The organism is Providencia sp. CIM-Carb-044 (assembly GCF_033901115.1).
Taxonomy (GTDB): domain Bacteria; phylum Pseudomonadota; class Gammaproteobacteria; order Enterobacterales; family Enterobacteriaceae; genus Providencia; species Providencia hangzhouensis.
In genome coordinates this window covers 264,626-289,127 of sequence record NZ_JAXADV010000004.1, presented here as the reverse complement: position 1 = coordinate 289,127, position 24,502 = coordinate 264,626, and the positions used below count along the sequence as shown (strand labels likewise).

Genomic DNA, 24,502 nt, shown 5'->3' with positions numbered 1-24,502 from the left:
CAAACATTCAAATAATAACAATTTTATTAATGACTTAATTTTGCTAATAAAACACCAAAAACAATAACAACACAGGCAATGACTCGCATGACGTTGAATTTTTCTTTAAGAAAAGCAATGGATAAAAACATGGCAAAGAGTACGCTAGTTTCTCTAACTGCGGCGACCATGACAATCGGTGCTTGGCTCATCGCCCATATGGCAATGCCATAGCTAATGAGTTGCATTAACCCACCTAGCAACCCTGAACGCCAGTATTGTTGAATTCCAACAAGTAGGGTACCACGATATTTGATAAGGCCAGGTACAGCTAACACAATTCCATTTAAAAGAAACAGCCAAAGCGTGTACACGACAGGGTCTTCACTTGCTCTGGCGCCATAGCCATCGGATAGGGTATAGCAAGCCGTAAAGAAGGCGGTTGATAAGGCAAAAACTAGTGCTTTTCCCTTAATATTCAATGTGAATTTTTTACCTGCAAAAGCAATGAGCACTACGCCACTAATAATGCACAAAACACCAATAAGACCCATTAGTGGAATTAGCTCATTAAATAGCAAAGCACCTAGTACTGCTGTCATTAATGGCGCAGAACCACGTGATATTGGGTAAATTTGGCTTAAATCGCCATGTGTATAAGCCTGACTTAAAAAATAGGTATAGCCAATATGAAACAGTACCGATAACGCTAACCAATGGATAGCTTCTGGTGATGGTAGGCCTAACCAAAGTATTGCTGGTATCGCTAAGGCACCAGAAAAAACAGAAATCATGACTAGGCCGAAAAAACGGTCATTACCAAATTTAACTATAGCGTTCCAGCTTGCATGGCAAAAAGCTGCAAACAGCACAGAAAGTAATACGTAAGTTGTCATCGTTAAATTGTAATCATTAGTATTTTATTAGCAATCTAAACACATTGTTTTGCGAAACGTTTGGCAAATATTTTGTAAATAGTCTTCCATATTTATCGTTTTTACAAAAGGTATCGAAAAAAGAAACAGGCAAGTTTTTCTTGTGTAAATAAAAGGGATAAATTTTGATGTACTAGAAAAGTTGAATTTATAAAGTCTGTTTATCACAAAATTTATTATTTGTTTTTATAAAAGTTGTCTATAGTAAAATTAACGTTTTTTTCTCATTTGCCGTGATCTCTAACCCAAATAAATCGGTAATTCCGAGTGTTAAGCGATAAATAAACGATTTTTTACGAATTAATAATTAGCATAGTATTAACATTCAAAAAAACATTGGGGTTAACTATATGACAGCAATTATTCGTAAATTTTTAAGGTTAGAAGCAGCAGGGGGCTTACTTCTGATTATTGCTGCCATAGTCGCTTTAATAATGGCTAACTCACCATTACAAGGGGCTTATCAGCAATTTTTAGATATTCCTGTATCCATTAAAATATCAGAGTTTGGTTTAGATAAACCGCTGATATTATGGATTAATGACTTTCTAATGGCGATTTTCTTTTTGGTGGTCGGCCTTGAAGTAAAGCGCGAATTATTAGAAGGATCCCTTGCAGGACGTGATAAAGCGATATTTCCAGCAATCGCAGCCTTAGGAGGGATGATTGCTCCAGCATTAATTTACCTATTATTTAATGGTGGAGATGCAGTTACCCAGCAAGGTTGGGCAATACCTGCCGCTACAGACATTGCTTTCGCGCTAGGTGTGATGGCCTTATTAGGTAAGCGAGTACCAACAGAACTTAAGGTGTTCTTATTAGCATTAGCTATTATTGATGACCTTGGTGTTATTGTGATTATTGCCTTTTTCTATACAAGTTCTGTTTCCTTGGTTGCATTGGGGCTGTCAGCACTGTGTATTGCCATTCTCTGTATGATGAATTGGCGTAGAGTAGAGAATACAGCGGCTTACTTAGTTATTGGGTTAATATTATGGGTGTGCATTTTGAAATCTGGAGTGCATGCCACATTAGCAGGGGTCATTGTTGGCTTCTTGATCCCTTTACATGGAACTAACCAGACCAAGCCTTCAGAAGAATTGGAACACGTTTTACATCCATGGGTTGTTTACTTAATTCTACCTATTTTTGCGTTTGCTAATTCGGGTGTGCAACTTCAAGGTGTGACTTTTGAAGGTTTGTTGAGCCCACTGCCATTAGGAGTCGCTGCGGGGCTAATTTTGGGTAAGCCAATTGGGATTTTTCTGTTTAGTTGGATTTCGGTAAAACTTGGGTTTGCAAAATTGCCAGAGTCGATTAACTTAAAACAAGTTTTTGCCGTTTCTGTACTGTGTGGGATCGGTTTTACTATGTCTATTTTTATAACCGGCCTCGCATTTGATGGGTTGGATGAGGTGTATAGTACCTATTCACGCCTAGGAATCTTGATTGGTTCTACGTTAGCTGCATTTTTAGGTTACTTTATGTTAAGAGTAGTGTTACCGAAACAAAAAGAACTAACCTAGTACAAGCTTATTGTGTAATTTTGCAAATTATTAGTAAGAATTTCCGAACTAATAATCTATGATATACCGTAGTGTGTTTTTTAATACACTACGGTATTCATTTTAAAGGCTCTGAAAAGTATGAGCTGCGGGTAAATGTGTATGGTCAATAGCGGTTACATAGCTAGTGACGGTACCGAAGGAATCGATATGCGGGTTTCACATCTTAATTTTAACCATCTTTACTACTTCTGGCATGTATGTAAAGAAGGCTCTGTCGTCGGAGCAGCAGAAGCGCTTTACCTGACTCCTCAGACAATTACAGGGCAAATAAAAGCATTGGAAGAGCGATTAGGTGGAAAGTTATTCAAAAGGCAGGGGCGAGGTTTGGTGCCATCTGAGCTTGGGCAATTAATTTTTCGCTATGCAGATAAAATGTTCATGCTTAGCCAAGAAATGCTAGATATCGTCAATTACAGCCGTGAATCTAATTTATTGTTTGATGTTGGGGTCGCAGACACGCTCTCAAAACAGCTAGTTAGTAAAATATTAGAGACTACGGTTGTTGAGCATGAACAAATTCATTTACGTTGTTTTGAATCAACGCATGAATTGCTATTAGAACAGCTTAGCCAACATAAATTAGATATGATTTTGTCTGACTGCCCTGTGGACTCATCACAGCAAGAAGGTTTGTTCTCGGTGAAGTTGGGCGAGTGTAATATGAGTTTCTTTTGTCGTCAGCCGATCCCTAAAAAGCCATTTCCTGAATGTTTAGAGGAACGTCGCTTATTGATTCCAGGGCGGCGATATTTGTTAGGTAGGCATATCTTAGCTTGGATACGAAATAAAAACCTGCAAGTAGAAGTGTTAGGTGAGTTTGATGATGCAGCGCTTATGAAAGCATTTGGCATGCATTATAACGCGATTTTTGTTGCTCCATCGCAGTATACACCTGACCTTTTAGGTGGCGAAGATATTGTAGAGTTAGGCCGTTTAGAAAGCGTAAAAGAAGAGTACTACGTTATTTTTGCAGAAAGAATGATCCAGCACCCAGCCGTGCAGCGAGTGTGTAATAAAGATTTCTCAGATTTATTTTCAGTTCCGCTTGATAGCTTAGATAAAAAATAGTAACAAATAAAAAACCGGCATAAGCCGGTTTTTTTAAGCTAATCAAGAAGCAAAATTACATTGCTTTGATTTGAGCAACTAAGTTAGCTTTATGACGTGCTGCTTTATTTTTGTGGATCAGGCCTTTAGTAGCATGGCGATCAACAATAGGTTGCATGTCATTGAATGCTTTCTGAGCAGCTTCTTTATCGCCTGCAGCGATAGCAAGGTAAACTTTCTTGATAAAAGTACGTACCATAGAGCGACGGCTAGCGTTATGCTGGCGACGTTTCTCTGACTGAACGGCACGTTTCTTAGCTGATTTGATATTAGCCAAGGTCCAACTCCCAAATGTATTCTATTGAGGACAATTCAAAGGTCGAGGAATATGCCCTTTCGCCCTTCATTTGTCAATGGATTTGTGCAAATAAACATCGTGTACTTCGATGCTCATGCGTTGTGAATGGTGCAAGATTCTATCAGCAAATATAAGAAGAATACAGATCTTAGCGTGAAAAAATGCATAATTGATGGCAGAAATTTAAAAAGAACTAAGGGTAAAAATACTTTTTAGTCTGTCAATCAGTGGGTAGTATGAAAATTAAACATGTTGTGGTTGCTTTTTGTTCTTTTTAATCGTTTGGTTATAACCATTGAAGTGTAAAACATAAAAATATAATATTTTTAGAGACCTTGGAACAAATTTGTTGTATTGATAATCCATTGGTTACCCCAAAGTTTTTGATATTCGAATCCAATAGCTCTGCTTGGGAGCGTAATAACCCACTAATTGCATAAAAATAGTGCGGAAAAAATCGTGTAGAGATCAAAAAAATAGGGTTTAATGAAACCTTTTGCGAACTAAGGTTAACCTTATGCGTCGTACAAGGTATAATCCTGCAATTTCCTCGGTATTGAGCCTGTTATGGAGCTAATTCGCGGTATACAGAATATCCGGGCGTGCCACCATGGTTGCGTGCTGACTATCGGTAATTTTGATGGTGTTCATCGTGGGCATCAGGTTTTACTTCAAAATTTGAAACTTAAGGGTGCGCAGTTAGGGTTGCCAACTGTCGTGATGATATTTGAGCCACAGCCCCTTGAATTTTTTATTGGTGACAAAGCGCCAGCGCGTTTGACGCGTTTGCGAGACAAAGTTAAATACCTTGCAGATAGTGGTATTGATTACCTCTTATGTGTTGAATTTAACCAGCACTTTGCGTCATTAACACCTGCTGAGTTTGTTTCTGACTTACTTGTCAGTAAGCTTGGTGTAAAGTACCTCGCTATAGGTGATGATTTCCGCTTTGGGAAAAATCGCATGGGGGACTTTGCTTTTTTACAACAAGCGGGTAGTGAATTTGGTTTTGAAGTTGCAGATACAGAAAGCTTTTGTGATTCAGGGCTCCGTATCAGCAGTACAGCGATACGAAAAGCTATTCAAGAAAATAATCTCGAATTAGCAGAAAGCCTGTTAGGGCACTCTTATCGTATTAGCGGGCGAGTGGTTCATGGTAACCAACTTGGTAGAACAATAGGTTTTCCAACGGCAAACCTACCGTTAAAACGTTTAGTCACACCAGTAACTGGTGTATATGCTGTAGAAGTTTACGGTTTAGGTGATAAGCCTTTACCGGGTGTGGCAAATATTGGCACACGTCCGACTGTATCTGGAAAAGGAACACAGTTAGAAGTTCATCTGATTGATGCAAATATGGATTTATATGGGCGTCATATCGATGTAGTGTTACGTAAGAAATTACGTGATGAGCAGCGGTTTGCTTCGTTGGAAGCGCTTAAGGAGCAAATTGCTAATGATGTAATTGCAGCGAGAGAGTATCTTACTGCAATAGGAATCAGATAATTTAGCGGAAAATTGGAACTGAGAATCGATGAGTGACTATAAAAATACCCTGAATCTACCGGAAACAGGGTTCCCAATGCGTGGCGATCTCGCTAAACGCGAACCACAGATGTTAGAGCGCTGGTACAAAGAAGGTTTGTATCAGGCAATCCGTAAAGCAAAATCGGGCAAGAAAACCTTTATTCTGCACGATGGTCCTCCGTATGCTAACGGCAGTATTCATATTGGTCACTCAGTTAACAAAATTCTCAAAGATATTATTATTAAGTCCAAAGGGTTGGCGGGCTATGATTCTCCATACATCCCAGGTTGGGACTGCCATGGATTACCGATTGAACATAAAGTTGAACAAATCGTCGGTAAGCCAGGGGAAAAAGTTTCCGCTGCTGAATTTCGTGCACAATGCCGTCAATACGCTAAAGAGCAAATTGAAGGCCAAAAAGCTGATTTCATGCGTCTTGGTGTTTTAGGTGAGTGGGATAAACCTTATCTAACAATGGATTTTAAAACCGAAGCTCATATTATCCGAGCATTGGCTAAAACCATTGCAAATGGCCATTTAGTGAAGGGGGCAAAACCTGTTCACTGGTGTACTGCTTGCGGTTCTTCATTAGCGGAAGCTGAAGTTGAATATTATGATAAAACCTCGCCATCTATCTACGTTCGCTTCCCAGCCGTAGATGGCAAAGCGGTGTGCGAAAAATTTGGCATTGTTAGCGAAAAAACACCTTCGTTAGTCATCTGGACAACAACGCCTTGGACTTTGCCAGCTAACCGTGCGATTTCTTTAAACCCTGAGTTTAAATATGATTTAATCGAAGCAAATGGTGAGTTACTCATTTTAGCTGCTGACCTTGTCGAAGAGGTAATGAAAACGATAGGGGTTGAAGCGTGGGCAGTTCTAGGGGAGTGTGAGGGTTCTGCACTTGAACTTTTACGTTTCAATCATCCATTTATGGGCTTTGATGTGCCTGCAATTTTGGGTGACCATGTGACATTAGACGCGGGTACTGGTGCTGTTCATACTGCACCAGGCCACGGTCCCGAAGACTATGTGGTTGGTCAGAAATATGGCTTAGAAACAGCGAACCCTGTAGGGCCAGATGGTTGCTTCTTACCAAATACTTACCCAACATTAGATGGCGTGTTTATTTTTAAAGCTAATGACCTTATCGTTGAATTATTGAACGAAAAAGGCGCATTACTATACAAACAAGCGATTCAACACAGCTATCCATGCTGCTGGCGCCATAAGACTCCAGTTATCTTCCGTGCTACGCCACAGTGGTTTATCGGTATGGATAAAAACGGTTTACGTGAACAATCGCTGAAAGAAATTGATATTGTTCAATGGATCCCGGGTTGGGGGCGCGCACGTATTGAATCAATGGTTGAAAACCGCCCAGACTGGTGTATTTCTCGTCAACGTACTTGGGGTACCCCAATGTCGTTGTTTGTTCATAAAGACACTGAAGAGTTACACCCTCGTACATTAGAATTAATGGAAGAAGTGGCTAAGCGTGTTGAAGTGGATGGCATCCAAGCATGGTGGGATCTTGACCCAGCAGAGCTGTTGGGTGATGAAGCCGAAACATATCGTAAAGTACCTGATACCTTAGACGTATGGTTTGACTCAGGTTCAACGCACTTTGCGGTTGTGGACGCACGTCCTGAATTCCATGGTAATTCAGCGGATATGTACCTTGAAGGGTCAGATCAACACCGCGGCTGGTTTATGTCATCATTGATGTTATCAACTGCAATGAAAGGCAAAGCACCTTATCGCCAAGTATTGACACATGGCTTCACTGTTGATGGCCAAGGCCGCAAAATGTCTAAATCTTTAGGCAACACAGTGAGCCCTCAAGATGTCATGAATAAACTGGGTGCAGATATCTTACGTTTATGGGTTGCATCAACGGATTACACTGGCGAAATCGCGGTTTCAGATGAAATTTTAAAACGCGCGGCTGACTCATACCGCCGTATTCGTAATACTGCACGTTTCTTACTGGCTAACTTAAATGGTTTTAATCCTGAAACCGACATGGTGAAACCAGAAGATATGGTGGTTTTAGACCGCTGGGCGGTGAGCCGTGCTTTAGAAGCTCAGCAAGAGATAGCCAAAGCTTATGATGAGTACGATTTCTTATCTGTTATCCAAAGATTAATGCATTTCTGCTCCATTGAAATGGGGTCATTCTATCTGGATATCATCAAAGACCGTCAATACACCGCGAAAAGTGATAGCTTAGCGCGCCGTAGCTGCCAGACTGCGTTATTCCACATTGTTGAAGCATTAGTGCGTTGGATGGCTCCGGTTCTGTCGTTTACTTCTGATGAAATTTGGAATGAGTTACCAGGAAAACGCGCTCAATTTGTTCTTACCGAAGAGTGGTATGACGGCTTATTTGGTTTAGATGAATCAAATGAAATGAACAACAGCTTCTGGGCTGAGTTGTTAGCGGTTCGTGGTGAAGTGAATAAGGTGTTAGAACAAGCGCGTACTGATAAGCTTATCGGGGGCTCATTAGAAGCCGCTGTGACTTTGTATGCCGATAAAGCTCTGGCTGAAAAACTACAAAGCCTTGGTGATGAATTACGCTTTGTTTTACTGACATCACAAGCCCATGTCGCTGATATTGCAACGGCTCCAGCAGATGCGCAAGAAAGCGAATTGAAAGGCCTAAAAATTGCTTTCAGTAAAGCGGCGGGTGAAAAATGCCCTCGTTGCTGGCATTATGCAAGTGATATCGGTTCTTCGAGCGAGCAATCAGAAATTTGTGGTCGCTGTGTCACTAACGTAGCCGGTAACGGCGAAACGCGTAAGTTTGCTTAATGAAGACGCCAATTTGTTCTACCGGTTTGCGTTGGTTATGGTTGACCATTGTGATCATCGTTGCGGATTTAGGCATTAAGCAATTAGTGCTTAGTGATCTAAATCTGTACGAGCCACACCCGATAATGCCATTTTTCAACATAATGTACGCACAAAATTTCGGAGCGGCATTTAGTTTCTTGGCTGATGAAGGTGGTTGGCAACGTTGGTTCTTTGCAGGTATTGCAATTGGGATATCTGTAATCTTGATGGTTATGATGTATCGCCAAAGTGCACAAAAACGCCTATCAAATATTGCTTATGCATTGATTATTGGCGGTGCTATCGGTAATTTAAGTGACCGTTTAGTCCATGGCTTCGTTATCGATTACCTTGATTTTTACGTTGGTAATTGGCATTGGCCGACATTTAACCTAGCGGATATGGCGATATGTATTGGTGCGGCACTTGTCATTTTTGAAGGTTTTTTACCTGATAAATCAAAGCAAGAAAAAGCCAAATAAGATGGCAGCGTACTAGGTTAGAATGTAATAACTCACAGCCCAGATTTTCTGGGCTGAATTTTATGATAAATAGGTTTGGTTTATGTCTACTCAAATACAGGCACAGAGCTCTGTTTTACTGCATTTCACATTGAAATTGGAAGATGGCTCTACGGCTGACTCCTCGCACGCACAAGGAAAGCCTGCGTTATTTGTTTTAGGGAATGACTCCTTATCGCCAGAACTTGAAGCCCAACTGATTGGCCTTAATGAAGGTGAAAAGAAAAGTTTTTCACTGCCCGGAGATACTGTTTTCGGGAAACATAACCCTGACTTAGTTCAATATTTTTCATTGCGTGATTTTATAGAAACAGGCATTCCTGAAATTGGTACGATAATGCTATTTACGGCGATGAATGGCAGTGAAATGCCAGGTGTAGTAAAATCAATTGAAGGTGAGTCGATTACTATTGATTTTAATCACCCTCTCGCAGAGCAGCAGATTAGTTTTGATATCGAAGTGCTTGAAGTAGACCCGCAATTGGAGAATCACAATGCAAATATTAATGGCTAACCCTCGTGGGTTTTGTGCAGGCGTAGACCGCGCAATTAGCATCGTAGAAAGGGCGTTAGAAATATATGGTGCTCCGATTTACGTTCGTCACGAAGTGGTTCATAACCGTTATGTTGTTGATGATTTACGTCAACGTGGTGCTATCTTTATTGAGGAAATCTCAGAAGTACCAGATGGGTCTATTTTGATTTTTTCTGCGCATGGCGTTTCCCAAGCTATTCGTCAAGAAGCTCGCTCTCGCGATCTCACCATGTTATTTGATGCGACTTGTCCTTTGGTTACGAAAGTTCATATGGAAGTTGCACGAGCTAGCCGTAAAGGCAAAGAGGCTATTTTAATTGGCCACGCTGGGCACCCAGAAGTCGAAGGTACGATGGGGCAATATAGCAACCCTGAAGGTGGGATGTATCTTGTTGAAAGCCCAGAAGATGTTTGGAAACTGAAAGTGAAAGATGAAAATAATCTCTCTTTCATGACACAAACAACGCTTTCTGTTGATGATACTTCTGATGTCATTGATGCGCTGACATCTCGCTTTCCAAGTATCGTTGGACCCCGTAAAGACGATATTTGTTATGCAACGACTAACCGCCAAGAAGCAGCGAGAGAGCTTGCAGAACGCGCTGACGTTGTTTTAGTCGTCGGTTCTAAAAACTCATCAAACTCAAATCGTCTTGCAGAGTTAGCTTCGCGTATGCAAAAACCTGCCTATTTAATTGATGGTGCGGAAGATATTAAAACGGAATGGTTAGCGGATAAAAATATTATCGGCTTAACCGCAGGGGCATCTGCTCCAGATATTCTAGTTAGGCAAGTTATTGATAGACTTAAAGAATTAGGGGCTGACTCTGTTGTTGAATTGCAAGGGCGTGAAGAAAATATCGTCTTTGAGGTCCCTAAAGAATTAAGAGTTGAGGTTAAAGAGATTAATTAATCATTTGATTTCAATTATAGGAACAGCCGCTTTATGATCCCGATTTCGCGGCTGTTTTAACCTTTCCATTCAAATAGTTCCTTTCGAATATCCTCTGAATTAAAACTTTTACTGATAATCCTTTCTCTCTCTACGCTTTTGTTAATAACGATACATTTTTGCTAGCGGAATATGGTCAGGATAGTTAATCTGTATCACAATCATTTCTAAACTATGGGTAAAAATAGTTTTTTTATCCTAAACAACAGTTCAAATTTATCGATTTGCATTAATTAAAAAAAGGATAAGCCATGGCAAATTCAATGGTACGAGTCGCAATAGTTGGTGCCGGTGGGCGTATGGGGCGCCAGCTAATTCAAGCCGCGCAACAACAAGATGGAATTCAATTAGGTGCCGCGATTGAGCGCGAGGGCTCATCACTTATCGGGACTGATGCAGGGGAGCTCGCAGGTATCGGTAAGCTAGGTATTGCCATTGTTGATTCACTTAATCAGGTTGTTAATGATTTTGATGTTGTCATTGATTTCACGCGCCCTGAAGGGACTTTACACTATCTTGCATTTTGTAAAGCAAACCAAAAAGCCATGGTAATTGGAACGACAGGGTTTGATGAGCAAGGTAAGCAAGCCATTGCCGAAGCGGCGAAATCTATTCCTATTGTCTTTGCGGCAAATTTCAGTGTTGGTGTCAATGTGGTGCTGAAATTACTGGAAAAAGCAGCAAAAGTGATGGGAAATTACACTGATATTGAAATTGTTGAAGCACATCACCGCCATAAAGTGGATGCGCCATCAGGTACGGCTTTGGCTATGGGAGAGTCTATTGCTAGTGCACTTGGGAAAGACTTAAAAGAGTGTGCGGTATATACCCGTGAAGGTTACACCGGGGAACGAGAACCTGGAACTATTGGCTTTGCAACTATCCGTGCTGGGGATATTGTGGGTGAACATACCGCAATGTTTGCAGATATTGGGGAGCGAGTTGAAATTAGCCATAAAGCCTCTAGCCGTATGACCTTTGCAAATGGCGCAATAAAAGCTTCAGGGTGGGTTTGTGCTAAAAATAATGGGTTATATGATATGAAAGATGTGCTTAGTTTGGATGATTTGTAGTTTTTTATTTTTTATTTTGTCTTTTAAATTATGGCCTTGTAATCTATATTTATTATTATAATATCGATTTGAATTATTTTTATTCAAATCGATATTAATTGGTGTTTTCATGGTTTTTATCTTCAATTTTGCTCGTTAATTATCCTTTCTTCCTTCTTTTAGCTGGGTTATTATCAATAAACTAGTTATCTTGCTTTGCAACCGTTTACTTATTCATATTTACTGCTATTTATACTACTCATCCAACTAAAAGTGAGGTAGTTAAGTAAAAAAGTAAGATAAAAGTGAAAAAAATGCATTTTTTTCTAGACAAGACCCTATCTCATCATTAGAATGCGCGCAATTTGCCAAAAATTTGCTTAAAAACTCATTTTGGCATTGATTTAGATCGCAAAATCTGAATTAATATGCAAAAAACGTGATTTATTATTCTCCGGAGGGTGTTTTGATTAAGTCAGCTATATTGGTTCTGGAAGACGGAACCCAATTCCACGGGCGTGCTATCGGTGCAGAAGGCGCTGCAGTTGGAGAAGTCGTTTTCAACACGTCGATGACCGGATATCAAGAAATAATTACAGACCCTTCCTATTCCCGCCAAATTGTTACTCTCACTTATCCCCATATTGGTAATGTCGGCACTAATGCTGATGACGAAGAATCCCCAAATGTTCATGCACAAGGCTTAATCATTCGTGACTTACCATTGGTTTACAGTAACTTCCGCGGGCAAGAAGGGTTATCCGAATATCTAAAACGCCATAATGTCGTGGCGATTGCGGATATCGATACACGTAAATTGACACGTTTACTGAGAGAAAAAGGCGCTCAAAACGGTTGTATCATTGCGGGTGATAACCCTGATGTTGCACTCGCATTGGAAAAAGCGCGTAGTTTTTCAGGTTTGAATGGGTTGGACTTGGCAAAAGAAGTCTGCACTAAAGAGATTTATAACTGGTCCCAAGGTTCATGGACGCTGGAAAATGGCCAGCAAGGCGCGAAAACTGCGGAAGAACTCCCTCTACATGTTGTTGCTTATGACTTCGGTGCAAAGCGTAATATCTTACGTATGTTAGTTGACCGTGGTTGCCGTTTAACGGTGGTGCCAGCAACTACACCAGCAGAAACCGTATTGGCGATGAACCCCGATGGTATTTTCTTATCGAATGGCCCTGGTGACCCGGCTCCTTGTGATTATGCAATCAAGGCAATTGAAACATTCTTAACCACAGAAATCCCAGTATTTGGTATTTGTTTAGGGCACCAATTACTCGCTTTGGCCAGCGGTGCTAATACCATGAAAATGAAGTTTGGCCATCATGGTGCTAACCATCCAGTTAAAGATTTAGACAAAGATGTGGTGATGATCACGGCGCAAAACCATGGTTTTGCGGTTGATGAATCGACACTTCCCGACACACTGCGCGTGACTCACAAGTCACTGTTTGATGGAACATTGCAAGGTATTCACCGTACGGATAAACCAGCATTTAGTTTTCAAGGCCATCCAGAAGCAAGCTCAGGGCCACATGATGCGGCAAATTTGTTCGACCATTTCATTGAATTAATTAATGAATACCGTCAAAACACACCTCGTCAAAACGCACAATAATCGGGAGCAAAAAAATGGCAAAACGTACTGATATAAAAAGCATTCTGATTTTAGGTGCCGGCCCAATTGTAATTGGCCAAGCATGTGAATTTGACTATTCAGGTGCCCAAGCGTGTAAAGCACTGCGTGAAGAAGGTTACCGCGTAATCTTAGTTAACTCGAACCCAGCGACTATTATGACAGACCCAGAAATGGCGGATGCAACTTACATCGAGCCGATTCACTGGGAAGTTGTGCGTAAAATTATTGAAAAAGAGCGCCCAGATGCAGTATTACCGACCATGGGAGGCCAAACCGCATTGAACTGTGCGCTTGAATTAGAGCGTAAAGGCGTTTTAGCCGAGTTCGGTGTCACCATGATTGGGGCGACTGCTGATGCAATAGATAAAGCAGAAGATCGTCAACGCTTTGATAAAGCAATGAAAAAAATCGGCTTGGGCACTGCACGCTCAGGTATCGCACATAATATGGAAGAAGCATTTGCTGTTGCCGATGCGGTAGGCTTTCCCTGTATTATTCGCCCATCATTTACGATGGGAGGTACCGGTGGCGGTATCGCCTATAATCGCGAAGAGTTTGAAGAAATTTGTACTCGCGGTTTAGATTTATCCCCGACTAACGAATTATTGATAGATGAATCGCTGATTGGTTGGAAAGAATACGAAATGGAAGTTGTCCGCGATAAAAAAGACAACTGTATTATCGTTTGTTCCATTGAAAACTTCGATGCCATGGGGATCCACACAGGTGACTCTATCACCGTAGCACCAGCTCAAACACTGACTGATAAAGAATACCAAATCATGCGTGACGCATCGATGGCAGTATTGCGTGAAATCGGCGTTGAAACAGGTGGCTCTAACGTTCAATTTGCGGTAAACCCTAAAGATGGGCGCTTAATTGTTATTGAAATGAACCCGCGGGTTTCGCGTTCATCAGCGCTTGCCTCTAAAGCAACAGGCTTCCCAATTGCAAAGATTGCTGCAAAATTAGCCGTGGGCTATACCCTTGATGAGTTAATGAATGATATCACTGGTGGCCGTACCCCTGCATCATTTGAACCTTCCATTGACTACGTTGTGACAAAAATTCCGCGCTTTAACTTTGAAAAATTTGCGGGCACGAATGACCGACTCACAACGCAAATGAAATCGGTTGGCGAAGTGATGGCTATCGGTCGCACATTCCAAGAATCAATGCAAAAAGCGTTACGTGGGTTAGAAGTGGGCGCAACAGGCTTTGACCCGAAAGTGGCTCAAGAGGACCCTGAAGCTCTGACTCGTATCCGTCGTGAATTAAAAGATGCTGGTGGAGAGCGTATTTGGTTTATTGCGGATGCATTCCGTGCGGGGCTTTCTGTTGATGGTGTTTTCAATTTAACCAATATTGACCGCTGGTTCTTAGTGCAAATCGAAGAACTGGTACGTTTAGAAGAAGAAGTGGCTGAATTAGGTATCAATGGCCTGACCAAAGACTTCTTACGTGTACTCAAACGAAAAGGTTTTGCAGATGCCCGTTTAGCTTGTCTAGTCGGGGTTTCTGAAGCAGAACTGCGTAAATTACGTCAAGGCTATGATTTACATCCTGTATATAAACGTGTTGATACCTGTGCGGCAGAATTTGCAACAGATACGGCTTATATGTATTCCACTTATGAAGATGAGTGCGAGTCAAACCCAAATAATGCTAAACCGAAGGTGATGGTATTAGGCGGTGGGCCAAACCGGATTGGGCAAGGGATTGAATTTGACTATTGCTGCGTGCATGCATCTTTAGCGTTACGTGAAGACGGCTATGAAACCATTATGGTCAACTGTAATCCTGAAACCGTTTCAACTGACTATGACACGTCAGATCGTCTCTATTTCGAACCTGTCACCCTTGAAGATGTGCTGGAAATTGTGCGTATCGAGCAGCCAAAAGGCGTGATTGTGCAATATGGTGGTCAAACACCATTGAAATTAGCGAGAGCGTTGGAAGCTGCCGGTGTTCCTGTTATTGGTACGAGCCCAGATGCCATCGACCGCGCAGAAGATCGTGAACGTTTCCAGCAGGCCGTTAATCGCTTGAACTTGAAGCAACCACAGAACGCAACTGTCACAGCGATTGAGCAAGCCGTTGAAAAAGCAGCTGTTATTGGCTACCCACTGGTTGTTCGTCCATCCTATGTACTAGGTGGCCGAGCAATGGAAATTGTATATGACGAAATCGATTTACGTCGCTATTTCCAAACCGCGGTAAGTGTCTCTAACGATGCGCCAGTGCTACTTGACCGTTTCCTAGACGATGCGGTTGAAGTTGACGTAGATGCGATTTGTGACGGTGAGATGGTACTGATCGGCGGTATCATGGAACACATTGAGCAAGCAGGTGTGCACTCTGGTGACTCCGCATGTTCTCTACCTGCTTATACGCTTAGCCAAGAAATCCAAGATGTAATGCGTGAACAAGTTCGTAACCTTGCCTTTGAGTTACGTGTGCGTGGCTTGATGAACGTGCAGTTTGCAGTCAAAAATAATGAAGTTTACTTAATTGAAGTCAATCCACGTGCGGCAAGGACTGTGCCTTTTGTCTCTAAAGCAACGGGTGTGCCATTAGCGAAAGTTGCAGCGCGTGTGATGGTAGGGCAAACCTTGGCACAGCAAGGGGTGACGGAAGAGGTTATTCCACCATATTACTCTGTGAAAGAGGTGGTATTGCCATTCAATAAATTCCCTGGTGTTGACCCAATTCTTGGGCCTGAAATGCGTTCAACAGGCGAAGTAATGGGCGTCGGCCGGACATTTGCTGAAGCCTTTGCTAAAGCGATGTTAGGCAGTAGCTCGACGATGAAAAAATCAGGCCGTGCACTGTTATCTGTTCGTGAGGGAGATAAAACTCGCGTGGTTGATTTAGCTGCTAAGCTGTTAAAACACGGCTTTGAGCTGGATGCTACTCACGGCACTGCGATTGTGTTAGGAGAGGCTGGTATTAACCCACGCCTCGTCAATAAAGTTCATGAAGGTCGTCCACACATTCAAGATAGAATTAAGAATGGTGAATATGATTACATTGTGAATACCACCGCAGGGCGTCAAGCCATTGAAGACTCAAAATTAATTCGTCGCAGTGCATTGCGTTATAAAGTCCACTATGACACGACGTTGAATGGTGGGTTTGCCACTACGATGTCGCTCAGTGCAGACCCAACCGATACGGTAATCTCTGTACAAGAAATGCATGCATTAATTAAGTAATAATTTAACGTTATCTATATAAGCCTCAGTATTCAATCTACTGGGGCTTTTTTATTGCTATTCTATAAAGCCATCTCCTGACGAGAGGGAAATTGTCTGCTGATATAATGGATAAGATGGAATTTTAATAAAAAGTGCAAAGTGGTGATTGACTCTCACGTAACGTGAGGCACTAACCTTAGTCGCAATTACAGGAGGAACATATGCTATTTCAAGTTGGTGAGATCGCGGAAAAAACAGGATTAACCATCCGTACACTTCATCATTATGAAGAAATTGGCTTATTGGTACCAACTGCAAGAACCGATGCAGGTTATCGGCTTTACAACATGCAATGCATAGAGCGTTTAACGCAAATTCAATTGTTACGGCAAGTTGGAGTCAAACTGAAAAACATCGGTGAATTACTGGATGGCCAGAGTGGAGATATGACGAGTTTGCTGCAAGAGCGAATTGCATTATTAACGGAACAAATGGAGCAAATGGCGACATTACGTAATCGATTAGAGCAATTACACAGGCAAATGCAAACGGGAAATACTTTAACTCAGGCTGATTGGTTTTCTGTATTGGAGATGATGTCGATGTTTGATAAATATTTTACCCCTCAAGAATTGGAACAATTGCCATTATATACGGCGCATACGCTGAAAAACCAAGAGTGGCAACAGCGAGTAGCAACGGTAAGCAAGCTGATGGAACAAGGTGCAACACCTCAATCTACAGAGGTGCAACAAATTGCACATGAATGGATGACAGCGTTAGAAAGAGATACCGGAGGAAACCCTGATTTCTTTGCACGACTGAATCAAATTCATTTATCGGATAACACGTTAGCTTATTCATCAGGCATTTCTGTCGCAATGATCCAATTTGTTGCAGAGGGTTTTAGTGAATACCAATTATCACTGTTTAAACCCCATTTAACCGCGGAGCAATTTGCTTTTGTTCAGCAACATTATTTTGCTTCAGGGCAGGTGTGGCCTGAGTTAATTGCGGGTCTCTATAATGCATTAAAAGCCCAAAAATCCCCAGATTCACCTGAAGTACAACAATTAGCACAAACATGGTTAACGATGTTCAACCAGTTTACGGGGGGAGATCCTGAGCTACAAGAGAGAATTCGGGCTATTTATCGTGAAGATCCCAAAATTTCTCAAGGGACATGGATGACAGCAGAAATTGGTCAGTATTTATTTTCTGCTATTAGCAGTTTGATGACTGAATAAACCAAATGGCCGCTGACTAGCGGCCATTGAGGTTGTTGACAAAGCGGGATAAAAGCGTGGTTTTTCCCGCTTTGTGTTATCAGCCGAAAATCAATAAATTGATTTTTCTAGTTTATTTTCAAAACCTATTCGACTTGCCGCCAAACATAATATGTTTGTCAGCAGTCTGAATGGCTGCTGACTAGCGGCCATTGTTCAGTCATATTATGATTTCTCTTTGCTACTCGAGAGTGCTTTGCGGTGTTTCCAGTACATTACAATTGAGCCAATTAGGCCACTAATCAGTAGGATAACTGGGATAATCATCAACGCACTAATCACAATTTGCTCGTGTTCTTTCACAAAAGGAATTTGGTTTAGGGCATACCCTAAGGTGACAATCAAGCCAACCCATAACAAACCACTTAACCAGTTAAAAAACTGGAAACGGCGGTGGCTTAATTCAGATAACCCAGCAAGCAAAGGTAATATCGTTCTGACAAATGCAAGAAAGCGCCCTATAAGTAGCGCGTATAAACCTTGCTTATTAAACATATTGTTTGCTTTGGTGTGATATTCCTCAGGGATTTGTGCTAACCAGCGCTTCACAACCTTAGTTTCACTTAACCATCGGCCTTGCAGAAAGCCCAGCCAGCAACCTAAACTGGCTGCGGTTGTTAGCAATAATATCGTGGGTATAAAGTGCAAAACCCCTTTGGCAATTAATGCACCAGAAAGGATCAACAAGGTATCACCGGGTAAGAAAGCGGCGGGAAGGACGCCATTTTCTAAAACAATGACAACAAAAAGTACGGTATAAATAACCCAAAGCACTTCAGGGTTGGAGAGTTTAAGGAAATCGTGGTGCCAAAGTGCCAGTACGATTTCGCGTAGGACTTCCATAATTATTCCTGTATCTGCGTAAAAGCGAATTTCTTTATCATCTATATTACAGGAAAAAAAGGGCTCAAGTTTGATTTGTTTGAAGAATTAATCATTTAGTGAAAAAATTGCAGGAAACATTTAACGCAGCTCCTGCAATTAATATATTGATTTTTAATTTAAATTCTTTCGAAAGCTAATTGTAAGTCGTGAATTAAATCATCGGTGTGCTCTAGGCCTATATGCACTCGGAAGAAGGTTCCTTCTTTTGGTGAAAAATCATACTGCCGCATATTGAGTAAATCTTCTTTTTGGTATCCCAAAATTAGCGACTCAAAACCACCCCATGAATAACCCATTTTAAAATGATTAAAATTATCAAGAAAAGCGGTAAATTGCTCAGTGGTTAAGCGTGATTTTAGTTGGAAAGAGAAAAGGCCATTAGCACCTGTAAAATCACGGATAAAGAATTCATGGCCCGGTGAATTCTCAAGTGCAGGGTGAAATACCTGTTCAACTTCAGGACGTTGTTGTAACCAGTTAGCGACTTGTAAGCTATTAATTTGATGCTGTTTTAAGCGAGTCGGTAATGTATGCAGTCCTCGATTAGCCATATAAACGGTGTCTGGATCAGCCGTTTGGCCTAAGAGATATGAATTTTCGCGCAATGTTTCAATACAGCGTTGGTTTGCCACAGCAAGGCCGAGCATACCGTCGGAATGGCCATTGATATATTTAGTTGCTGATTGGATTGATACGTCAACATCAAATAATAAAGGTTTAAGTAAAACACCAGCAGCCCAAGTGTTATCAATCATAATCACAATTTCAGGGGATTTCGCACGTATTGTCTTTACGATTGTCGGTAAATCATGAACTTCCATGGTGATAGAACCGGGGGATTCTAAGAATACAATACGCGTATTAGGCTGAATTAAATCAGCGATACCCGTTCCGATGAGTGGATCAAAATACGTGGTTTGGATATTTAACTTAGTGAGAATATTGTCGCAAAAATTTTGAGTTGGGTCATAAGCTGAGCCTGTAACAAGGATATGTTCACCAGCAGAAATAAACGACAAAATGGCATTTGTGATAGCTGCTGCGCCTGATGGGTAAAGGACGCATCCAGCACCTGATTCTAATTCTGTCATGGCCTCTTGAAAAGCGAAATGAGTTTGCGTACCACGACGCCCATAAAATAATACGCTATTTGCACGATGGCGAGTTGCATGACGTTTCTCTTCGAGCGTATCAAAAATAATAGATGATGCTCTCTGAATTACGGGATTTACCCCTTTTTGCGTGTACTTAGGGTTCCGACCAATATGGACTAATTGTGTTTCAGGTTTTATTTCTGCCATGATTTTTCCCTACACAGAGTGTGAACTTGCTAAATTCAAAGGTGATTTATACTAAGACGTTAAATGATCCTGATAGAAATGTAACTTGAGTATTCTTCAACTTTCAAATCGTAGGTAAGTTTTATTTTGTAAAGTTAAATACGAACACTTAATTGAGCTGTGAATTATTAAGGAAAATAACCGCATAATAGAAAAGGGCATGTTTGTCTAAACGCAAAAAAACACAAAAAAATCGCGAATACTAATGATAATTACTATCAATTCGCGCTGTGTTTGATATCATCAGCACCGTCTTTTTGAAAAGAGACGGACAGCGCGAGTCAAATTTCGCTTTTAAAGGTTAGTCGATGAATGGCACAATCATCGATATGAATTTTATTATACAACACTAAAAAGAGAGTAAAGGCCAACTGATGCGTAAACTAACAGCTTCTATTCTATTGGCGTTCGGCTTGATGGGTACGGCAGTCGCTGAAACCACACCTGCAACAACACCAGCTGCGTCTCAAAACACACCATCAACACAACCGGCAGTAAATTCAGCCGCACCAACAACAACGACACCAAGTGCTGAAGTTGCATCAGTACCTGCTGAGCCTGCGCAAGGCGAAGCCGTGAACACAACAGTTGTTAATGAAAACATTGAAATTGCAACAGAAGCACCAACAGGGGGTTTTGATCAAGACTTATCTGTTTGGGGAATGTACCAAAATGCAGATAACGTGGTTAAAACCGTTATGATTGGTTTGGTGATTGCTTCTGTCATTACATGGGCTCTATTTTTCTCAAAAGGTTTGGAAATATTAGTCGCTCGTCGCCGCTTAAAAGCAGAAGCAAAAGCGATTGCTGAGGTGAAGTCACTTGATGAGGCGGTCAGTATCGCAGAAGGCTTCAAAGCAAATAGCATTACACGTATGTTATTAAATGAAGCTGTTACTGAGCGGGCTTTATCCGCCAATAGCTCTGATTTATCAGGCACAAAAGAGCGCACATCATTCCGTTTAGAAAGAGCTGTTGCTGCGATTAGCCGTTATATGGGGCGTGGTAATGGCTATTTGGCGACTATTGGTGCGATTTCTCCATTTGTCGGTCTATTTGGGACTGTCTGGGGGATCATGAACAGCTTTATCGGGATTGCCCACTCGCAAACGACTAACCTCGCTGTTGTTGCCCCTGGTATTGCAGAAGCATTATTAGCGACAGCAATTGGTCTTATTGCCGCTATCCCTGCGGTTGTGATTTATAATATTTTTGCCCGTATGATCAACAACTATCGTGGTCAAGTAGGGGATGTCGCTGCTCAGTCCGCATTGTTACTGGGGCGTGATCTTGATCTGGCAAATAGCAAAGCAAGGTAATTATTATGGCAATGCGTTTAGGTGACGAACAAGACGATAGCGGTGAAATGCATGAAATTAACGTAACACCTTTTATTGATGTTATGTTGGTTTTATTGATTATCTTTATGGTTGCGGCACCATTGGCAACAGTTGATATTAAAGTCGACTTACCCGCCTCGACAGCGAAGCCGCAGCCGCGTCCTGAAAAACCTGTTTTTCTAACGGTTAAATCGGATAGCCAGCTTTTTATTGGTGACCAAGCTGTGACAAAGGAACAGCTTGCTTCTACACTTGACCAAGCAACGAGTTCCAATAAGGAAACAACAATCTTTTTCCAAGCGGACAAGAGTGTTGATTATGAAACTATGATGGATGTAATGAATGCATTGCGTCAATCAGGGTACTTGAAGATTGGTTTAGTGGGAATGGAAGCGACATCATCCTCAAAATAAGCTGATTAAGCCATATAAACGCGTTTTATCATTAAGGGTAAAACGCGTTTTTTTATGATCTAACCATACCATTAAGATAAGTTCGTGTCTTACTAACCTCCCTTAGGTACTATTTGTGAAAATCCAAGCGCATTTATTTATCTAATTAATTTTTTTTTAAAGAATTTTATTCTTATTTGACGCTTTTTATTCGCAATTTGATAAGGTAGCTTGACCATTGTGCCCATTTTTTTACTCTATTTTGGATGTTTTCGCTTGTATTCCCGATAAGTAATAAATATTTTCATTAATTTTTATAATGAATTATTGTGTGTTTTTCCTTTCTTATCATAGTAATTTCTATTGATATTACCTTTTTTTCTACCTACTCATTAGTCATATTGATTCATTTTCTTAGTTTTTTAATTTATAAATACGAGTTAAATAACCTATTAATTCTGGTTATTTTATCAATGACAATGCAATAATGATGTAAAACTTTATTAAAAATAAACCATGTTACCAATAAGGATTTATATAAGTATTATTTTTAATCTATTTTTGTATATTCCCTTATTAATAGGGCGGTTATTTAATAAAAGAGAGATTGGTCAAAAAATGATTGTTTATCATAGGTCTGGTTGTTTTTATTTTTAATTTTTAGGTTGATAAATCTTAATTACGTAAATACTACTAATAAATTATAATGAAAAATATGTTAATTTTATTAATGTCCAAAAAGTTTTATTATTCCAGGGAATATATTTTTAAAGCTAATTTATATATTTAATTAATATTAAATTTATTTTTAAATTTGAAATGAATTCTTTTTTATAAAAAATGTAAATTGTTTGTAATATCTTAACTATAGGTTAAATATTTTGCCTCATTCTTATGTTTTTTCTGTATCTTTTTGATTTGAATTGATTTTATGTTTTATTCTGTATCTTGTCATGAAAATGAAAAAACACTTGCGCAACAAAAGTGTTGCGCTATAATGCAATCAATAACATTTAGAAACACTTTTAAATACTTTATTATACTGAGTTATCTATTTTTATAATTTACTTATGCTAGGGAATTAATAAGGCCAACACTAATTTGGGAATCATACAAAGTTAGTGAATATTTAGGTCTTAACATTAAAAATAGATATAATTACTTAACAGTTAGCTCAGCTAAGTAAATGTATTTAGACCGTGATATAAGTGTTATTACTGGAGTCAAATGGGCTGACTACAGACTACGCATAGCAAGCGTCGCCGTAATACGGCAATTTCATATTATACTCTTCTATAGATAAAATAAGACTACACTTCCAGCGTTATCATTGAGATAGCGCTTTTTTTTTATTCCTAACTATCTCTTTAAATCTGGCTGTGCTCGAGATCAATTTGCCTCTCGTTTTATGATGAAATAACTTCACGAAAAAATTTATCGGAGTATGATGTTGCCACTTCGCTGTGGGGATCGATATAAATACTTATAACGATAATTATACAACGGCGAGTTTCTCTGCCAAGGTCTGGCGTGAATGAATTGGAAGTAACAATGACTTGGTCTGATTTTAAATCTCGCTATCTCATCGGTTTTTGGAAACCATTACCTGCAGTTATTGCCGCAGGTATCTTATCAACCTATTATTTTGGCTTGACTGGCACGTTTTGGGCAGTTACGGGTGAGTTTACGCGTTGGGGCGGGCACATCATGCAATTATTTGGCGCTGAACCAGAGACATGGGGCTATTTCAAAGTTATTGGTTTTGAAGGTACACCATTGGATCGCATTGATGGTGTGATGATTATTGGTATGTTTGCTGGGTGTTTTGCCGCTGCGTTATGGGCAAATAATATTAAATTACGAATGCCTCAGCACCGTATCCGTATTTTTCAAGCTATTTTGGGTGGTATTATCGCTGGATTTGGTGCTCGTTTGGCAATGGGGTGTAATTTAGCCGCATTCTTTACTGGGATCCCTCAATTCTCATTACACGCGTGGTACTTTGCTGTTGCTACTGCGGCAGGGTCATACTTTGGTGCGAAATTCACACTAATGCCAATGTTTCGCATTCCTGTGAAACTGAAAAAAGTCAGCACCGCATCGCCGTTAACACAAAATCATAATGTGGCGAAAAGACGCTTTAAACTAGGAATGGTGATTTTCACATTAGCACTAGCTTGGGGTTTTTATACTTTATTAGACTCCCCTGTGATGGGTTTTGCTATCTTATGTGGTATTGGCTTCGGGCTACTGATTGAAAGAGCGCAAATTTGTTTTACCTCTGCATTTCGTGACCTGTGGATCACCGGACGCACACATATGGCTAAAGCTATCATTATTGGTATGGCAGTCAGTGCAATTGGTATCTTCAGCTATGTACAGTTAGGCGCAACGCCAAAAATTTTATGGGCTGGGCCGAATGCAGTGATTGGTGGATTACTGTTTGGCTTCGGTATTGTGCTTGCTGGTGGTTGTGAAACGGGCTGGATGTACCGCGCGGTCGAGGGCCAAGTCCATTATTGGTGGGTAGGTTTTGGTAATATCATTGGTGCTACGGTGCTGGCTTATTACTGGGATGATTTAGGTCCTTGGTTGGCGACTGATTTTGACAAAGTTAATTTACTTGAAACCTTTGGACCAGAAGGTGGATTGCTAGTCACTTATGGATTATTAGCGGTAGCATTTGTGTTGATGTTGGTCTGGGAAAAACATTTTTTCCGTAAACGTTCTCAAAAAGCATCTAATGTATCCGTGGAGGTAATATGAGTAATAAAGACATTATCCCTGATTATCGTTTAGATATGGTCGGAGAACCTTGCCCATATCCAGCAGTAGCAACACTAGAAGCAATGCCATCGTTGAAAAAAGGCGAAATATTAGAAGTGGTAAGTGATTGCCCGCAGTCGATTAATAATATTCCTCTAGATGCGAAAAACTACGGTTATACGGTGTTGGATATTCAGCAAGATGGGCCGACTATTCGTTATCTTATCCAAAAATAACGAATACGCGTCATATTTTGCACTGTCGCGGTGTTGGCTTCATGCGTTAGCCCTAGTCACATACTTGTGTATGCTCCTAGGTTCTAACGCATTTGC

General features: G+C 40.6%; 19 protein-coding genes. 15 read left to right on the top strand and 4 right to left on the bottom strand.

Translation table 11 applies throughout. From position 1 onward, the window contains the following. Positions 1–26 precede the first annotated feature (26 nt). Positions 27–875 carry an EamA family transporter gene (locus tag SJ312_RS10805; RefSeq protein WP_094961932.1) on the bottom strand — a complete coding sequence of 283 codons (849 nt, stop codon included), beginning with the start codon at positions 873–875 and terminating at the stop codon, positions 27–29. 389 nt (positions 876–1,264) lie between these two features. Between SJ312_RS10805 and nhaA the strand changes: the two genes are divergently transcribed. Both nhaA and nhaR read left to right on the top strand, forming a co-directional pair. Further along, on the top strand, positions 1,265–2,440 hold the full coding sequence (gene nhaA / locus SJ312_RS10800; RefSeq protein WP_004905642.1) for a Na+/H+ antiporter NhaA: 1,176 nt from the start codon (positions 1,265–1,267) through the stop codon (positions 2,438–2,440). A gap of 189 nt (positions 2,441–2,629) precedes the next feature. Then, complete coding sequence (gene nhaR / locus SJ312_RS10795; protein ID WP_004914690.1) at positions 2,630–3,550, top strand: transcriptional activator NhaR; 921 nt, start codon at positions 2,630–2,632, stop codon at positions 3,548–3,550. Positions 3,551–3,605: 55 nt separating this feature from the next. Here the strand turns inward: nhaR and rpsT are convergent, their stop codons facing one another. After that, positions 3,606–3,866, bottom strand: a complete 261-nt coding sequence (gene rpsT / locus SJ312_RS10790) for a 30S ribosomal protein S20 (protein ID WP_004914688.1) — start codon at positions 3,864–3,866, stop codon at positions 3,606–3,608. A gap of 588 nt (positions 3,867–4,454) precedes the next feature. Here rpsT and ribF point away from each other — a divergent pair. From ribF to SJ312_RS10745, 9 genes are all read left to right on the top strand, one after another. After that, entirely contained in the window at positions 4,455–5,393 is a 939-nt protein-coding gene (ribF, locus tag SJ312_RS10785) for a bifunctional riboflavin kinase/FAD synthetase (protein WP_096864532.1), read from the top strand. Between the two features lie 28 nt (positions 5,394–5,421). Beyond that, the gene (gene ileS, locus SJ312_RS10780) at positions 5,422–8,232 is read left to right on the top strand and encodes an isoleucine--tRNA ligase (protein WP_319867646.1); all 2,811 of its coding nucleotides are present in this window, start codon (positions 5,422–5,424) and stop codon (positions 8,230–8,232) included. Next, the gene (gene lspA / locus SJ312_RS10775; protein ID WP_110592417.1) at positions 8,232–8,735 is read left to right on the top strand and encodes a signal peptidase II; all 504 of its coding nucleotides are present in this window, start codon (positions 8,232–8,234) and stop codon (positions 8,733–8,735) included. Before ileS ends, lspA begins: the two co-directional genes overlap by 1 nt. 82 nt (positions 8,736–8,817) lie before the next feature. Beyond that, entirely contained in the window at positions 8,818–9,288 is a 471-nt protein-coding gene (gene fkpB / locus SJ312_RS10770) for an FKBP-type peptidyl-prolyl cis-trans isomerase (RefSeq protein WP_004905629.1), read from the top strand. Beyond that, positions 9,269–10,222, top strand: a complete 954-nt coding sequence (gene ispH / locus SJ312_RS10765) for a 4-hydroxy-3-methylbut-2-enyl diphosphate reductase (RefSeq protein WP_004905626.1) — start codon at positions 9,269–9,271, stop codon at positions 10,220–10,222. The genes fkpB and ispH overlap by 20 nt, the downstream gene beginning before the upstream one ends. Before the next feature lie 290 nt (positions 10,223–10,512). After that, complete coding sequence (gene dapB / locus SJ312_RS10760) at positions 10,513–11,334, top strand: 4-hydroxy-tetrahydrodipicolinate reductase (RefSeq protein WP_110592416.1); 822 nt, start codon at positions 10,513–10,515, stop codon at positions 11,332–11,334. Positions 11,335–11,779: 445 nt separating this feature from the next. Next, on the top strand, positions 11,780–12,943 hold the full coding sequence (gene carA, locus SJ312_RS10755) for a glutamine-hydrolyzing carbamoyl-phosphate synthase small subunit (RefSeq protein ID WP_153673989.1): 1,164 nt from the start codon (positions 11,780–11,782) through the stop codon (positions 12,941–12,943). A gap of 14 nt (positions 12,944–12,957) precedes the next feature. Continuing rightward, positions 12,958–16,179 carry a carbamoyl-phosphate synthase large subunit gene (gene carB / locus SJ312_RS10750; RefSeq protein WP_110592414.1) on the top strand — a complete coding sequence of 1,074 codons (3,222 nt, stop codon included), beginning with the start codon at positions 12,958–12,960 and terminating at the stop codon, positions 16,177–16,179. Positions 16,180–16,382: 203 nt separating this feature from the next. Then, positions 16,383–17,408: a MerR family transcriptional regulator gene (locus tag SJ312_RS10745; RefSeq protein ID WP_004905612.1), complete on the top strand. Its 1,026-nt coding sequence runs from the start codon at positions 16,383–16,385 to the stop codon at positions 17,406–17,408. Positions 17,409–17,612: 204 nt separating this feature from the next. Here the strand turns inward: SJ312_RS10745 and SJ312_RS10740 are convergent, their stop codons facing one another. Beyond that, positions 17,613–18,290 (bottom strand): DedA family protein, encoded by a 678-nt coding sequence (locus SJ312_RS10740; protein WP_004905610.1) that lies wholly within the window; start codon positions 18,288–18,290, stop codon positions 17,613–17,615. A 158-nt stretch (positions 18,291–18,448) separates the two neighbouring features. Beyond that, the gene (metC, locus tag SJ312_RS10735) at positions 18,449–19,633 is read right to left on the bottom strand and encodes a cystathionine beta-lyase (RefSeq protein ID WP_110592413.1); all 1,185 of its coding nucleotides are present in this window, start codon (positions 19,631–19,633) and stop codon (positions 18,449–18,451) included. Positions 19,634–20,046: 413 nt separating this feature from the next. Between metC and exbB the strand changes: the two genes are divergently transcribed. The 4 genes from exbB to yedF all read left to right on the top strand — a co-directional run bounded on the left by exbB (position 20,047) and on the right by yedF (position 24,406). Beyond that, positions 20,047–20,991 (top strand): tonB-system energizer ExbB, encoded by a 945-nt coding sequence (exbB, locus tag SJ312_RS10730; protein WP_004905606.1) that lies wholly within the window; start codon positions 20,047–20,049, stop codon positions 20,989–20,991. A gap of 5 nt (positions 20,992–20,996) precedes the next feature. Next, positions 20,997–21,425 (top strand): TonB system transport protein ExbD, encoded by a 429-nt coding sequence (exbD, locus tag SJ312_RS10725; protein WP_094961939.1) that lies wholly within the window; start codon positions 20,997–20,999, stop codon positions 21,423–21,425. 1,530 nt (positions 21,426–22,955) lie between these two features. Next, positions 22,956–24,170: a selenium metabolism membrane protein YedE/FdhT gene (gene yedE / locus SJ312_RS10720; RefSeq protein WP_004905600.1), complete on the top strand. Its 1,215-nt coding sequence runs from the start codon at positions 22,956–22,958 to the stop codon at positions 24,168–24,170. After that, entirely contained in the window at positions 24,167–24,406 is a 240-nt protein-coding gene (yedF, locus tag SJ312_RS10715) for a sulfurtransferase-like selenium metabolism protein YedF (RefSeq protein WP_004905598.1), read from the top strand. The genes yedE and yedF overlap by 4 nt, the downstream gene beginning before the upstream one ends. The last annotated feature ends 96 nt before the right edge of the window (positions 24,407–24,502 follow it).